The 13392-nt window shown below is 71.7% G+C and carries 10 protein-coding genes; 4 read left to right on the forward strand and 6 right to left on the reverse strand.

Going from position 1 to position 13392, the window contains the following annotated elements:
- The 4 genes from A5673_RS16405 to A5673_RS16420 all read right to left on the reverse strand — a co-directional run.
- On the reverse strand, positions 1 to 1425 hold a 1425-nt coding region (locus tag A5673_RS16405; protein ID WP_068234371.1), incomplete at its 3' end, for a lipase maturation factor family protein.
- Between the two features lie 56 nt (positions 1426 to 1481).
- On the reverse strand, positions 1482 to 5690 hold the full coding sequence (locus A5673_RS16410; RefSeq protein ID WP_197518399.1) for an alpha-(1->3)-arabinofuranosyltransferase: 4209 nt from the start codon (positions 5688 to 5690) through the stop codon (positions 1482 to 1484).
- Between the two features lie 31 nt (positions 5691 to 5721).
- Entirely contained in the window at positions 5722 to 5895 is a 174-nt protein-coding gene (locus A5673_RS16415; RefSeq protein ID WP_065443914.1) for a DUF2613 domain-containing protein, read from the reverse strand.
- A gap of 73 nt (positions 5896 to 5968) precedes the next feature.
- Entirely contained in the window at positions 5969 to 6175 is a 207-nt protein-coding gene (locus A5673_RS16420) for a DUF2613 family protein (protein ID WP_068234374.1), read from the reverse strand.
- A 98-nt stretch (positions 6176 to 6273) separates the two neighbouring features.
- On the opposite strand from A5673_RS16420, the gene A5673_RS16425 reads away from it, so the two are divergent.
- Genes A5673_RS16425 through A5673_RS16435 form a run of 3 tightly spaced genes read left to right on the forward strand, consistent with a single transcriptional unit; the run spans position 6274 to position 9375 of the window.
- Positions 6274 to 7422, forward strand: a complete 1149-nt coding sequence (locus A5673_RS16425) for a glycoside hydrolase family 3 N-terminal domain-containing protein (RefSeq protein WP_068234377.1) — start codon at positions 6274 to 6276, stop codon at positions 7420 to 7422.
- A gap of 54 nt (positions 7423 to 7476) precedes the next feature.
- Positions 7477 to 8094, forward strand: a complete 618-nt coding sequence (locus tag A5673_RS16430; RefSeq protein ID WP_068234380.1) for a TetR/AcrR family transcriptional regulator — start codon at positions 7477 to 7479, stop codon at positions 8092 to 8094.
- Positions 8095 to 8109: 15 nt separating this feature from the next.
- Complete coding sequence (locus A5673_RS16435) at positions 8110 to 9375, forward strand: chloride channel protein (RefSeq protein WP_068234382.1); 1266 nt, start codon at positions 8110 to 8112, stop codon at positions 9373 to 9375.
- Here A5673_RS16435 and A5673_RS16440 read toward each other — a convergent pair.
- Together A5673_RS16440 and A5673_RS16445 are read right to left on the reverse strand one after the other, a co-directional pair.
- Positions 9372 to 10217 (reverse strand): MaoC/PaaZ C-terminal domain-containing protein, encoded by an 846-nt coding sequence (locus tag A5673_RS16440; protein WP_068234391.1) that lies wholly within the window; start codon positions 10215 to 10217, stop codon positions 9372 to 9374. The two genes, A5673_RS16435 and A5673_RS16440, sit on opposite strands and share 4 nt — an antisense overlap.
- Positions 10217 to 11578: a 3-oxoacyl-ACP reductase gene (locus A5673_RS16445; RefSeq protein WP_068234389.1), complete on the reverse strand. Its 1362-nt coding sequence runs from the start codon at positions 11576 to 11578 to the stop codon at positions 10217 to 10219. The genes A5673_RS16440 and A5673_RS16445 overlap by 1 nt, the downstream gene beginning before the upstream one ends.
- A 148-nt stretch (positions 11579 to 11726) precedes the next feature.
- Between A5673_RS16445 and A5673_RS16450 the strand changes: the two genes are divergently transcribed.
- The gene (locus tag A5673_RS16450; protein WP_068234384.1) at positions 11727 to 13037 is read left to right on the forward strand and encodes an acetyl-CoA C-acetyltransferase; all 1311 of its coding nucleotides are present in this window, start codon (positions 11727 to 11729) and stop codon (positions 13035 to 13037) included.
- Positions 13038 to 13392 lie beyond the last annotated feature (355 nt).

Raw genomic sequence — 13392 nt, forward strand, 5'->3', positions numbered from 1 at the left:
CCTGCCCAGCGTCATCGGCCGCACGTAGCCACCCACCAGCTCGCGATGCCACCAGGCGCGATCGCGCCGCAACTCCGCGACGGTGGTGAAGCGGTACTCGTAGAGCTGCGCGCGCACGTATCGCGGCGGCGACGACGGGAATGGGTTGTGCCGCAACAGGCGCAGCGTGGCGGGATCGTTGCACAGCAGCCGCTGCAGCAGGGGGACCAGCCACGGCTGGGCATAGCCGGGCGAGATCGCGGCGAACCACATCAGCCAGTCCAGGCGCAGATGGTAGGGGGCCCACTGCCGCGGCAGTCGGCGCAAGCCGCCCGGCTTGCCCTTGAACTCGTATTCCTGCCAAGCGGTTTCGCCGGTGAGGCGCTCGTCATCGGTGCCTTCGATCACCACCTCGCGCCTGATACGGCCGATGCTGCCGAACGCCCCGTAGGTGTTCACCAGGTGAAAGGGGTTGAAGGACATGTTCATTCGCTGGCGCGAGGACAGCATGTTGCGCAGCGGCCAGTAGGTCAGGAACAGCACGGCGGCGGCGAACGCGATCACCACGCCGGCGAACCACAGCGGCGGGGCGGTCCAGGCGGGGTGCGCCGGCAACCGAAGCAGCTTCGCCAGCGATGAGTCGTCAATGGCGCTGAACGCCAAAAAGATCGTCACCCAGTTGAGCCAGGCGAAGTTTCCCGACGCCACCAGCCACAGCTGGGTGATCACGACGATCGCCGCGGCCACGCCGGCTATCGGCTGCGGCGCGAACAGCCCGAACGGCACGATGAGTTGGGCGAAATGGTTGCCCGCCACCTCGACTCGGTGCAGCGGCCTGGGCAGGTGATGGAAGAACCAGCTCAACGGCCCGGGCATGGGCTGCGTCTCGTGGTGGTAGTACAGGCAGGTCAGGTCGCGCCAGCACGGGTCGCCGCGCAACTTGATCAGCCCGGCTCCGAACTCGACCCGGAACAGCAGCAGCCGCGCCAGCCACAGCGTCAGGACCGGCGGCGCGACCCGGTCGTTGCCGAGGAAGATCATCAGGAATCCGGCCTCCAGCAGCAACGATTCCCAGCCGAAGCCGTACCAGGTCTGGCCGACGTTGACGATCGACAGGTACAGCACCCACAGCGCCAGCCACGCCAGCATCGCGGCCCACAGCGGCGCCAGGTCGGCCGCACCGGCGACGATGGCCGCCGCCAGCGCCGCGCCCAGCCAGCACACGCCCGCGAACAGCCGGTCGGAGTAGCGCAGCTGGAAAAGGCTCGGCGCCCGCCAAAACGACTGCCTGGCCAAAAACCTTGGGACCGGCAGCATTCCGTGCTCGCCGATGAGCGCCCGGAACTGCAGCGCGGCGGCGACGAACGCGATCAGGTAGATGGCCGCGACGCCCCGCTGCAGGACCAGCCGGCCCAGCCAGTATTCGGGTGCCGAAAACCAATCCATGGTCGTCACGTATTACCAGTCAAGCAGCACGGAAACCGCTAGCCAATGGCCGAAAGTCATTTCGCGCGCGGGCGCCCCCGGGGGCCCGGCGCCGGCACGACCGAAGCGGCAAGCACGGCAAGCGAAATCAGCGCCAGCAGTTGCACGCTCGCCGCATGGCCGGCGTAGCCGTCGACCGAGCGCCAGGGGTGCCGCGACAGCGCCGCCCCGGCCGCGATCAGCCCGCCGGCGCTGAGCAAGACGGTCACGTCGTCGCGGCGGCGCCGCAGCGCGTGCCGCAGGCCCAGCGCGGCGCCGACCGCGATCACCCCCACCGCGCCGGCGACGAGCCCGCCGGCCACCAGCACGGCGACCGCCGCCCAGCGTCCCGGCGCCCAGGGCCGTGCCGGCTCCTCGTCGGCGCGGGCCCGCCGGGTGCGCCACAACGCGAGCGCCGCCAGCAGCGGCAGCAACGCCAGCCCGATCGCCAGGCCCGCCCGGTACAGCGAGTTGGACGCGAAGGTGAGCGTGATGGTGCCGGGGTCGCCCGGGGGCACCACCCAGCCCTGCTGCCAGCCGTTGACGGCGACGGGCGTCAACCGGGCGCCGGTGCTGGTGCGCGCCACCCAGCCGGGGTTGATGCTTTCGGGGATCACCAGCACCCGGGAGGTCGGCGAGGCGGCGGCGCGCACCTCGCGGCGGCCGGGGCCCCACGCCCCGGTCCGGGCGCCGGCCCGCGCGGCGGTGGTCAGGTCGTCGGCGGCCGGGGTGGACAGCCGGGCCCCGTCCACGACGAACTGGGCGCCCGGGCTGATCAGCAGCTCCTGCCGGCCCGCCGGCAGCGCGATCGGCTCGCGCTCGCAGGGCTGCGCCGCCACCGGTTCGCCGTCCAGCAGCGCGCCCACGGTGGTGCGGATCGAGGTGTGCACGAACCGGCCGGCGACGGCGATCACCGGGCCGCGGTCGCAGCCGACGGTGATCTCGCGCGATCGGTTGCGGGCGGCGTCGGCGGGCGCGATCGGCCGGCCGTCGGCGCCCAGCACCGCCACCTCGGCCAGCCCGGGCGGCTTGAGCTGATCGAAGCCCAGCGCGTTGCGGTCGATGATGTCTTCCCAGCCGAGCAGGCTGATGCTGACGGTGTCGGTCACCCGCGGCGCGAGCGACAGGGTCTGCGGCTCACCCGCCTTGAGCTCCCGGACCTGCGGGCCGTCGCCCAGGTTGACGGCCAGCAGCGTCGGGTGGGCCGGCAGTGCGGACCGGCTGGGCGCCACGCGCAGCCGGGCGACCTCCGTGGGCCGCGGCAGGGTGACCGTCAGCGTCGGCGGCGACTTGTGCTGCACCACCCGCTGCGGCGCGGTCCACGCGGTGGCCGGGTCGCCGTCGGTGGCCGCGTATGCCGAGCCGAGGATGTCCACCACGTCGGAATCACCTTGTGCCCGAGTCGTATTCGGCTGGGCAACCAGGTCGGCCAGCTTGGGCCCCTGCCGTGGCCGCACCCACACCTCCGGCGTCACCGACACCGGGGTCGCCACGGTCAGGGTGCGGCTGAAGTTGACCGGCTCCTCCGGCGCCAGCGCCATCGATGCCGCGCAGCGCACGCCGTCGGGCGCCTGGGCGCAGCCCGGCCTGCCCGGCAGCTCCGAGCCCAGGTCCCAGGCCGCGATCGCCGAGCCCGGCGGCGGCCCCGGCACGCCCACGGTGTGGCGCAGGTCGACCGGGTGGGCGAAGCCGGAGGCGTCGTACTGGGTGACCGACAGGTCGGTGATGGCGAACTGCACGCCGGGGGAGCCGTCGTCGGTGCCGGCGGCGGTGACCCGCACCCAGGGGGTTTCGCCGTACGGCAGCGCCGCCGCCAGCGGCTTGCCGGGCTCGTCGAACCGCAGCGTGGTGCTGCCGTTGGCGGTCTCGATCAGGATGCGGCGGACCTGGGCGCCGACGGCGGTGGCGCTGGGCGTGATGGTGATGGCGCCGTTGCTGATCGGGTGGTCGAAGTCCACCTGCAGCCACTGCCCGACGGCCGACTGCAGCGCGTTGGACACCCACGCGGTTGCGGAGTCGCCGTCGATCGCGGCGGCGGGGGAGGTCGCCGGTGCGACGTCGGGCATCGCGGTGGAATCCGACGACGAGCTCGACACGGTGATCCGGCCGCCGGTCCAGGCGCCGGATACCAACGTGGCGCCCGGGGCCGGGTAGTCGGGGACGCGGTTGAAGGTGTGCCGGGCGTCGCCGGGCGCCCGGACCGCCGACGAATGGTGGTCGACGCGGCCGTAGTCGGTCTCGCGGTCCACCGGGGTGTCGGTGACGGTGACCAGGGGCGCCGCCAACCCGGCGCCGCGCGCGTCGCCCGTCATCAGCACCGGGCCCAGCGGCGGCCGGCCCAGCAGCCGTCGCCGCTCGTCGAGGCGCAGCAGCGCCTCCGGCCCCCCGTCGACGCGGGCCATCCGGTCGGCGTCGACGAAGTACGGCGCGCCCGGATCGCCCTCGACGTCGACGCGGTAGATCTCCACCGCGGGATAGCGCGGGCGCAGCCCGCCGTCGGCGACGAAGCCCGCCAGCGTGCCCGGACCGACCGGCTCGCCGAACTGCGCCACCTTCCGCAGCCGCGGCGAGCCCTCGACGGCGCGGTGCACCAGGATCGGCCGTGCCGAGCGCGACGTCTCGGGGTCCAGGTCGTTGCGCAGCACGATGTACGAAATACCTTGCCGGGCAAGGGTATCGGCCAGGCCGGCGGAAGGCTGCCCGGCGGCGAACAGGCGTTGCACCGAATCCAGCGCCCGGATGGTCTGCGGCGGGGTCAACGGGATGGAATCACGCACCCCCCACGGGCTGCTGCCGAGCACCTGCAGCGGCTCGTCGTGGCTGGTGCCCCAGACCTGGGTGGCGAACGGCGCGCCGGGGACCACCAGCACGCGCCCGGGAGCGGGGGAGCCCGTGTTGTGCTCGGTGAGCCAGTCGGCGGCCTGGTGCCAGTACGGCGGTATCGCGCGGAATGCGCCGGGCGGGGTGAGCCGGCCGGTCCACGCCAGCGACGTGCTGACCGCCAGCGCCGTGAGGACCACCACCGTCACCGCCACCCGCTTGTCGCGCTCGGGGTGGGCGAACGCATGCAGCCACACCGACCGCGGCGCGCTGCCGGGCAGCGCGACCCGGCCCAGCAGCTGCGCGATGCCCAGCACCAGCGGGATCCGGACCACCGACCCCAGCTTGTGCACGTTGCGCAGCGGCGCACCGGCGGCGTCAAGGAACGCCTGGACCTCGTGGGCCAGCGGCGAGTCCAGCCCGCCGCTGTAGCCGACGGCCATCAACACCACGCCGACCAGCAGCATCGTCACCAGCCGGCCCCGCGCCGGCATCCCGGGGCTGGCCAGCCCGGCCAGCCCCGCCGCCGCGACCAGGCAGGTGCCCAGCACGGCGGCCGACCCGGTGACCAGCGGCGCGCCGGCGGTCGCGGTCGGCGCCACGTACGGGGTCCAGCTGTCGGTGCCGCGCAGGATCTCCGTCAGCGACGACCATTGCGTCGTCACGCCGGAGGATTCGATGAAGTCGAGGAACGGCGGACTGACGTTGCGCAGGCACACCAGCGCCACGACCCACCAGAGCGTCGCCAGGCACACGGCCAGCAGCCACCACGCGGTGAAGCGCCACCACCGCCGGTTCGGCCGGTGGCACGCCCACCAGATCACCGCGGGCAGGCACCCGGCGAGCGTGGCGATGGCGTTGACCGCGCCCATCAGCGCGACGGCCAGCCCGGCCTGCGCGGCCAGCGCCCGCACCGTTTTGTCGGTCGACGCCCGCAGCGCCAGGATCGTCGGCAACAACACCCACGGCGCCAGCATGATCGGCAGGGTTTCCGACGAGATCGACCCGAGCGTGGTCAGCACCCGCGGCGCCAGCGCGAACGCCGCCGCGCCGAGCACCCGCGACGTCGGGCTGCCGATGCCGAGCGTCTCCGCCACCCGCAGCAGCCCCCAGAACCCGACGGTGAGCAGCAGCGCCCACCACAACCGCTGCGTCACCCACCCCGGCACCCCCAGCAGATGGCCGGCCAGAAAGAAGGTGCCATGCGGGAACAGGTAGCCGTAGGCCTGGTTCTGCGACTGGCCGAAGGGCAGTTCGCTGTTCCACAGGTTGGTCGCGCGGGCCAGGAAGCGCAGCGGGTTGGCGGTGAGGTCGAGCTTGGTGTCGGGGGAGATCTCCCCGGGCGACTGCGCGAACGTCAGCGCCAGCGCGACGGCGCCGACCAACAGCAACCAGCGACGGGACAGCGGCGCCGCCGGCGAGCACACGTCCGGCACGCCGGACCGGGTCCTCGCGGGGCTAGCTACGGTTGCCGTACTCGACCCGGTTGAGCACTGACGACTGCGGATCGCCCCCGGGGAGTGGCGGCTTCGTGTCCTGCTGGACCATCAAGGTGATCCCGAAGATCGCGGCCGCGCCCAGCAACAGACCAACCACGACGCTCGCGGCGGCGGGCGCAATGATCCGGTTCAACGTGGCTCCTTCGGGGTGACTTCCGGCCTAGGGCCAACCTAGCAGAACGGCCGCCGGCGGCCGGGCCGGCAAATCACGGCCACGGAATGCAGTGACCGTGCCAGCAGCGGGAGCCGTAGTCCACCAGGTACGGCCCGGTGGGGCTCCGGGTAGCCGGTGCGGGCTTCGCCGGCGCCACGCTGTGCTCCTCGACGACGAGCGTGACGCCGACGGTCGCCGCGGCGCCGACCATCAGCCCCGCCGCGATGCTCGCCGCGGCCGCCAACGAAATCCCCGCCATCGCCGGCTCCTCCCCGCCAGGCAACTGGACTCTGGCCAACGTACCGCTGATGCCCCCTGCAGCCCGGGACGAAACGCCAAGCGTGACAGCATGGCCCGATGACATTCCCCCGGATCCTGGCCGTGCTCGCCGTCGCAGCAGCGCTGGTCGCCGGCTGCGGCCACCACGGCGCGCGGCCCCCGGGCGCCCCGACCAGCAAGCCCGCGGCGGCCCCCGCTCCGCCGGTGTGCGCCGACCCGACGGCGGTGCCGGCCGCCCTGTCGACCCGCGACAAACTGGCGCAGCTGCTGATGGTCGGCGTGAAGGACGCCGACGACGCGCGGGCCGTGGTCAACGGCTACCACGTCGGCGGCATCTTCATCGGCGGCTGGACGGACCTGTCGATCTTCAAGGGCCCACTGGCCGACATCGCGCGCCACGCGGGTCCGCTGCCGCTGGCGGTCAGCGTCGACGAAGAGGGTGGCCGGGTGTCGCGGTTGAAGTCGCTGATCGGGACAGCCCCGTCGGCGCGGGTGCTGGCACAGACGCAAACGCCCCAGCAGGTGCACGACCTGGCGGCCGACCGCGGCAAGAAAATGCGCGACCTGGGTATCACCATCGACTTCGCCCCCGACGTCGACGTCAGCGACGAGCCCGATGACGCCGTAATCGGGGACCGCTCGTTCAGCGCGAGCCCGGACACCGTCACCGCCTACGCCGGGGCCTACGCGCAGGGCCTGCGCGACGCCGGCGTGCTGCCGGTCCTCAAGCATTTCCCCGGCCACGGGCACGGCTCCGGCGACTCGCACACCGGCGCCGTGATCACCCCTCCGCTGAGCGACCTGCAAAACGTCGATTTGGTGCCGTATCGCACGCTGCTGACGGCGACGCCGGTCGCGGTGATGGTGGGCCACCTGCAGGTTCCCGGGCTGACCGGCAACGACCCCGCCAGCCTGAGCCGCGCCGCCGTCCAGCTGCTGCGCACCGGCACCGGCTATCAGGCGCCGGCCTTCAACGGGCCGGTATTCAGCGACGACGTGTCCAGCATGGCCGCGATCTCCGATCGCTACGGCGTGCCCGAGGCGGTGCTGCGCACCCTGCAGGCCGGCACCGACGTCGCGCTGTGGGTCACCACCGACGAGGTGCCCGCGGTCCTGAACCGCCTGCAGAAGGCGGTCGATTCGGGCGAGCTGGCGGTGCCGGCGGTCAACGACTCGGTGGTGCGGGTGGCGACCATGAAGGGCGCCAACCGAACATGTGGCCACTAACGCGACGCATCCTCGTTACCCTGTAGCCAGATAGCGGGCCAGAGAGGTGCAACGATGGCGGGTGGTACCAAGCGGTTACCGCGTGCTGTCCGCGAACAGCAGATGCTCGACGCCGCCGTGCAGATGTTCTCCGTCAACGGCTATCACGAGACCTCGATGGACGTCATCGCCGCGGAGGCCGAGATCTCCAAGCCGATGCTGTATCTGTACTACGGCTCCAAGGAGGACCTGTTCGGCGCCTGCCTGGATCGCGAACTCGGGCGGTTCGTCGATGCGGTGCGCGCCGACATCAACTTCGCTCAAAGCCCAAAGGACTTGCTGCGCAACGCGATCGGGTCGTTTATGCGCTACATCGACGCCAACCGGGCGTCCTGGATCGTGATGTACACCCAGGCCATCAGCTCGCAGGCGTTTGCGCACACCGTGCGCGACGGGCGCGAGCAGATCATCGAACTGGTCGCCGAGTTGATGCGGGCCGGCAGCCGCACCCCGCGGTCCGACGCGGAGTACCAGATGATGGCGGTGGCGCTGGTGGGCGCGGGTGAGGCGATGGCCAACCGCCTGTCCACCGGCGACGTCGGCGTCGACGAGGCGGCCGAGCTGATGATCGACCTGTTCTGGCACGGCCTGCGGGGCACGCCGGAGGACCGGGAAGCCGCCGCGGCCGGCTAGCCCTACATTCGTGGGGTGGCCCACCCGCCTGCATTGCCCCGCCGCAACCTCGATTTCTTCTGCGCGGTGGTGATCGTCGGCCTGTTAGCCGGGGTGGCCGGGCTGGCGACGACGGCGGTGCTGCGCTTCGTCGAGCACGCCACCTACCACTACGATTTCGGAACGCTGCTGACCGGGATCGCCGGCAGCAGCCCGACCCGCCGCGTGCTGGGACCCATGGTCGGCGGCGCGCTCGCGGGCTTCGGCTGGTGGGTCCTGCGTCGCGGCGCGGAGGTGCCGCAGCTCGCCCAGACCATCGCCCGCCGCGAGCGAATCCCGCGGCTGGCGTGGAGCGTCGACGCCGTGTTGCAGGTGTTGCTGGTCGGGTCGGGGGCGTCGCTGGGCCGGGAGGGCGCCCCGCGCCAATTCGCCGCGGCACTGGGTGATTTCGGCACCGCGTGGTGCAAGCGGCTGTCCGCCGACGACCGCCAGGTCCTGCTGGCGTGCGCGGCCGGGGCCGGGCTCGGCGCGGTCTACGCCGTTCCGCTGGCCGGCGCGCTGTTCGCCGTGCGCATCATGCTCAACACCTGGCAGCCGCGGGCGCTGGGCGCGGCGTTGCTGACCTCGAGCCTGGCGGTCGCGATCTGCTCGGCCGCCACCCACGATCAGCCAATCCTGGATTGGCCCAGCGCGGAGTCGTCGTATCTGCTGACCGCCCACGGGCTGATGCTGGCCCCGCTGACCCTCGTGGTGGGTCTGGCATTCAACCGGCTCATGGCGGCGGCGCGTCCGGCCCGGGTGCTGCGGACGTGGGTGCTGATCCCGGCGCTCGCCGGGGCGGGCCTGGTGATGGGCGTGTGCTCGCACTGGTGGCCGGAGTTGCCCGGCAACGGCCGCAGCATCCTGACCGTCAGCCTGGCCAGCGGCATGACCCTGTCGGCGGCGGCCATCATCCTGGTGCTCAAGCCGCTGCTGACGGCCCTGTTCCTGCGCGCCGGCGGGGCGGGCGGGATGCTCACGCCCTCGCTGGCCACCGGCGCGGCGGCCGGGTCCGCGCTGGTGCTGGCGATCAACTGGGCGGCGGGAACCAGCCTGCACACGCCGGCGGTCTCGCTGGCCGGGGCCGCCGGGGTGCTCGCGGTCACCCAGGGCTCCCCGATCTGGGCCGCGATCTTCGTCTGGGAACTCGCCCACCCGCCGCTCTGGCTGTTCCTGCTGTTCCTGCTGACCGCCTGCGCCGCATACGGATTGAAGGTGCTCGCGCTCGGCCGCCGGCCGGCCGCCCTCGCGCGCAAGGGCTAGCCGGGCCGGACGGTGCCGGTCAGATAGGGATACCCCTTGGCGACGTTGCGCAGCGACAGGTCCCAGCCGCCGTCGTCGCCCTGATCGATGTAGAGCCCCGCGGTGCCGGGCAGCACCAGCGGCTTGCCGAACCGCACCGAGTACTGCACCTGCTCGGGAAGCCGCGCCTCGATGTTGGCCAATACCGCCGCGGCGCTGAACATCCCGTGCGCGATGACCGTCGGGAAGCCGAACAGCTTGGCGGCGATCGGGTTGGTGTGGATCGGGTTGTGGTCGCCGCCGACGACGGCGTAGCGGCGGATCTGACCGGGGCTGACCCGCAGCACGGTGCTCGGCGGCGGCAGCTTCGGCTGCTTCTGCGGCGGCGGCTTGGGCTCGTCCGACAGGCTGGTGCGTTGCTGGTGCAGGAACGTGGTCACCTGGTGCCACGCGTCCTCGTTGCCGACGCTGACGTCGGTCACCAGGTCCACCAACAGGCCCTTGCGGTGTTCGCGCAGGTTCTCCGCGTGCACGCGCACGCCGACCGTGTCGGTCACCGAGATCGGGCGGTACTGCGTGATGTGGTTCTCGGTGTGCACGGATCCCATTGCGGCGAAAGGAAAGTCGAAACCCGTCACCAGCGACATCAGCGCCGGAAAGGTCAGCGCGAACGGATAGGTCAGCGGCACGTGGTTGCCGTAGCGCAGGCCGGTGACCCCCGCGTACTCGGCCACGTTGGTGTGGTCGATGGGCAACTCGTCGACGGTCACCGTGCGGGTGGGCAGCTGGTCGGAGCGGGGCACCAGCGGCAGGGCCCCGGCCGCCGCGCGCAGCATGTTCTTCAGGCCGCTGGGCTGGCTCATCATGCCCCCAGCATCGCCTGGCCGCAGACGCGGATGACGTTGCCGGTCACCGCGTTCGAGGCCGGGCTGGCGAAGTAGGCGATCGCTTCGGCGACGTCGACGGGCTGCCCACCCTGCAGCAGCGAGTTCATCCGGCGGCCCACCTCGCGGGTGGCCAGCGGGATGGCGGCGGTCATCTGGGTTTCGATGAACCCGGGGGCGACGGCGTTGATCGTGATGCCCTTCTCGTACAGCCCCGGTGCCAGCGCCTGGGTGAGGCCGATCATGCCGGCCTTGGTGGTGGCGTAGTTGGTCTGTCCGCGGTTGCCCGCGATGCCGGCCATCGACGACAGGCCGATCACCCGGCCCCCCTCGCCGATGCTGCCGTTGCCGATGAGTCCTTCGGTAAGCCGTTGCGGGGCAAGGAGATTGACGGCGAGCACCGCGTCCCAGCGGGCGTCGTCCATGTTGGCCAGCAGCTTGTCGCGGGTGATGCCGGCATTGTTGACCAGGATGTCGGCGTGCCCGGCGTAGTGCTCGCGCAGGTGCTCGGCGATCGTTTCGACGGCGTCGTCGGCCGTGACGTCGAGCCAGAGCGCGGTGCCCCCGACCCGGCTGGCGGTTTCGGCCAGGGTCTCGGCGGCCGATTCGACGTCGATCGCGACGACGCGGGCGCCGTCGCGGGCGAACACCTCGGCGATGCAGGCGCCGATGCCGCGGGCGGCGCCGGTGACGATCGCGACCTTGCCGTCGAGCGGCCGGTCCCAGTCGGCCGGCGGCGTGGAATCGGCCTCCCCGACGTAGAACACCTGGCCGTCGACGTACGCCGACTTGCCGGACAGGATGAACCGCATCGTCGATTCCAGGCCCGTGGCCGCGGGTTTGGCGGCCGGCGAAAGGTAGACCAGCTGCACGGTGGCGCCGTTGCGCAGTTCCTTGCCCAGCGAGCGGGTGAAGCCCTCCAGCGCGCGCTGCGCGATCCGTTCGTCGGTGCTGCCGGCCGCGTCGGGCGTCGTGCCGACCACGACGACGCGCGCGCTGTGGCCCAGATTGCGCAGCACCGGGGTGAAGAACTCGTGCAGGGCCTTCAGCCCGGCCGGGGTGGTGATCCCGGTGGCGTCGAACACCAGGCCGGCGAACCGGTCGGCCCAGCGGCCGCCCAGGTTGGCGCCCACCACGTCGTAGTCCTTGCTCAGCGCCGCGCGCAGCGGCTCGACGACCCTGCCCTCGCCGCCGATCAGCAGGGACCCGTCCAGCGCCGGATCGCCCGGCCGGTACCGGCGCAGGTTTTCGGGTTGCGGGATGCCAAGTTGGCGTGCCAGGAACGATCCGGGGCCGGAGTTGACGACCTGCGTGAGCAAATCGGAGCGATTGGGAGCCACTGAGCTGCCTTCCATTGTCTTCGGGTGGCGTGCCGTTATCGGCCAACCGTATCGGGGACTGAACTTACTTCAGAGTAAGAACAGTGGGTAGTATGGCCTTTGACGGCCGGTTCAAGACTGGTGTACCCGGAGATACACGGAGAGAAAAGTGGCCCCTGAGAGCAAGAGCAGGCGACCCGTCGCGGTGCTGGGCGGCAATCGAATTCCATTCGCGAGGTCCGATGGTGCCTACGCCGAGGCGTCCAACCAGGACATGTTCACCGCGGCGCTGGATGGGCTGGTGGACAGGTTCGGGCTGGCCGGCGAGCGGCTGGGCGCGGTCGTCGGCGGCGCAGTGCTCAAGCACAGCCGCGACTTCAACCTGACCCGCGAATGCGTGCTCGGCTCCGAGCTGTCGTCGTACACGCCGGCGTTCGACATCCAGCAGGCGTGCGGGACCGGGCTGCAGGCGGCGATCGCCGCGGCCGACGGCGTGGCGTCCGGCCGCTACGAGGTCGCCGCCGCCGGTGGGGTCGACACCACCTCCGACCCGCCGATCGGTCTGGGCGACAACCTCCGCCGCCAGTTGCTCAAGCTGCGCCGGTCCAAGTCCAACCTGGAGCGGCTCCGGCTGGTCGGCACGCTGCCGGCCACCCTCGGGATCGAGATCCCGGCCAACAGCGAGCCGCGCACCGGGCTGTCGATGGGCGAGCACGCCGCCATCACCACCAAGCAGATGGGCATCAAGCGCCTCGACCAGGACGAGCTGGCCGTGGCCAGCCACCGCAACATGTCCGCCGCCTACGACCGCGGCTTCTTCGACGACCTGGTCACGCCGTTTTTGGGGCTCTACCGGGACGACAATCTGCGGCCCAACGCCGGCACCGAGAAGCTGGCGACGCTGCGGCCCGTGTTCGGCGTCAAGAACGGCGACGCGACGATGACGGCCGGCAACTCGACCCCGCTGACCGACGGCGCCTCGGTCGCGTTGCTGGCCAGCGAGGACTGGGCGGCCGCCCACTCGCTGGAGCCGCTGGCGTTCCTGGTGGACGCGGAGACCGCCGCCGTCGACTACGTCAACGGCCGCGACGGGCTGCTGATGGCGCCGACCTACGCGGTGCCCCGGCTGCTGGCCCGCAACGGCTTGAGCCTGCAGGACTTCGACTTCTACGAGATCCACGAGGCGTTCGCGTCGGTGGTGCTGGCGCACCTGCAGGCGTGGGAATCCGAGGAGTACTGCAAGGAACGGCTGGGGCTCGACGCCGCGCTCGGCTCGATCGATCGGTCCAAGGTCAACGTGAACGGCTCGTCGCTGGCGGCCGGTCACCCCTTCGCCGCCACCGGCGGGCGGATCCTCGCGCAGGCCGCCAAGCAGCTGGCCGAGAAGAAGGCCGGGCAGCAGGGCGGCGGGACCCTCCGGGCGCTGATCTCGATCTGCGCCGCCGGCGGGCAGGGCGTCGCTGCGATCCTTCAGGCCTGAGAGCCCGGGCGCGGGCGCCCGGATGAATTCCGTCACAGTCGGTTATGAACCGGATCCGCGGGGTATCCCCTCGTCCGGATAGCCCCGTGTTGTGGTCTGACCCCCCGACCCCGACGGCAATACGGGGCATCCCTTTAGGTTGCCGCCCGTCAGCGTCGACGGGCGTGTGAAACGGGCCGCCGCTGGAGTGAGGGGATCCAGCGGCGGTCTTTTTCGTGTTCACGGCCGATCGCGCCAACGCGATCGTCGCCAGATATAAACCACGCCCACTCCCGTCGGCGTGGATTCATACGGTCAGTGCAACATCCGTGATTTGGGAGGTTGCCGTGCCGAGTGGATATCCGTTTCCGAGGTC

Origin of the sequence: Mycobacterium sp. E3198, from assembly GCF_001667015.1 — a bacterium.
GTDB lineage: Bacteria > Actinomycetota > Actinomycetes > Mycobacteriales > Mycobacteriaceae > Mycobacterium.

Coding starts and splice junctions, on each gene's coding strand:
- A5673_RS16440 (WP_068234391.1), bottom strand. CDS start 10,217: ATGAGCCAGCCCAGCGGCCTGAAGAACATGCTGCGCGCGGCGGCCGGG.
- A5673_RS16420 (WP_068234374.1), bottom strand. CDS start 6,175: ATGGCGGGGATTTCGTTGGCGGCCGCGGCGAGCATCGCGGCGGGGCTG.
- A5673_RS16430 (WP_068234380.1), top strand. CDS start 7,477: ATGGCGGGTGGTACCAAGCGGTTACCGCGTGCTGTCCGCGAACAGCAG.
- A5673_RS16425 (WP_068234377.1), top strand. CDS start 6,274: ATGACATTCCCCCGGATCCTGGCCGTGCTCGCCGTCGCAGCAGCGCTG.